Below are 1390 nucleotides of genomic sequence, written 5' to 3' on the forward strand. Positions count from 1 at the left end.
TCAAACGGAGCAGACTCCACCGTACCGTCAGACACCGTCATTGTGGCCTTCAGGCCCGGAGCGGCGGTGGTGGCGGTGAACACGCCGCTGTAGGTACCGTCCTGATTGTCGGTCCAGCTCCCCTTCAGCATCGCCCCGGGCATCGCGGTGGTCTGCACCACGGCGGCCTGCCCGGCCACCGGGTTATGCTGTGCATCCTGCAGCGTCGCCACCACCTGTATGTCGTCGCCGGTCACGTAGCTGGCCTTGTCCAGCCCGAGGGTCGAGTTCGCCTTCACCGGCGCCGAGGCCGTGATGTCGTAGGCGGCAGAGGTCACCTCCCCGTCAGACACCGTCAGCGTGGCCTTCAGGCCAGTGCCGGCGGTGGTGGCGGTAAACACGCCGCTGTAAGTGCCGTCCTGATTGTCGGTCCAGTTACCTTTGATGACTGCCCCGGCTACCGCGGTGGTCTGCACCACCGCATCCTGCCCGGCCACCGGATTATGCTGCGCGTCCTGCAGCGTCACCGTCACCTGCATGTCCGACCCGGCCACGTAGCTGTTCTTGTCCAGCACAAGGGTGGAGTTCGCCTTCACCGGCGCAGCGGCCGTGATGTCAAACGGAGCAGACTCTACTTTGCCGTCAGACACCGTCATCGTGGCCTTCAGACCCGGGCCGGCGATCTGCGCCGTCCAGGTCGATGTGTAAGTGCCGTCCTGATTGTCGGTCCAGTTACCTTTGATGACTGCCCCGGCTACCGTGGTGGTCTGCACCACGGCATCCTGCCCGGCCACCGGATTATGCTGCGCGTCCTTCAGTTGGACCCTCACCTGCATGTCGTCGCCGGCCACGTAGCTGGTCTTGTCCAGGGTGATATCCGAGTTTGCCTTCACCGGCGCGGCGGCCGTGATGGCGTAGGCTCCAGAGGTCACCTCCCCGTCAGACACCGTCAGCGTGGCCTTCAGGCCCGTGCCGGCAGTGGTGGCGGTGAACACGCCGCTGTAAGTGCCGTCCTGATTGTCGGTCCAGCTACCTTTGATGACTGCCCCGGCTACCACGGTGGTCTGCACCACGGCATCCTGCCCGATCACCGGGTTATGCTGCGCGTCCTGCAGCGTCGCAACCACCTGCATATCGTCGCCGGCCACATAGCGGGCCTTGTCCAGCCCGAGGGTGGAGTTCGCCTTCACCGGCGCGGCGGCCGTGATGTCAAACGGAGCAGACTCCACCGTACCGTCAGACACCGTCAGCGTGGCCTTCAGGCCCGTACCGGCGATCTGCGCCGTCCAGGTCGACGTGTAAGTGCCGTCCTGATTGTCAGTCCAGTTACCTTTGATGACTGCCCCGGCTACCGTGGTGGTCTGCACCACGGCATCCTGCCCGGCCACCGGGTTATGCTGCGCGTCCTGCA

1 protein-coding gene is annotated in these 1390 nt (G+C 65.0%); it reads right to left on the reverse strand.

Annotation, left to right across the window (positions count from 1 at the left end; all coding sequences use genetic code 11):
- Window positions 1-1390, reverse strand: a 1390-nt coding sequence (locus HX778_RS24880; RefSeq protein WP_218167270.1) for an Ig-like domain-containing protein, incomplete at both ends; no start/stop codon positions are given.

It is taken from the genome of Cedecea sp. P7760 (assembly GCF_013386425.1).
Taxonomy (GTDB): domain Bacteria; phylum Pseudomonadota; class Gammaproteobacteria; order Enterobacterales; family Enterobacteriaceae; genus Cedecea; species Cedecea selenatireducens.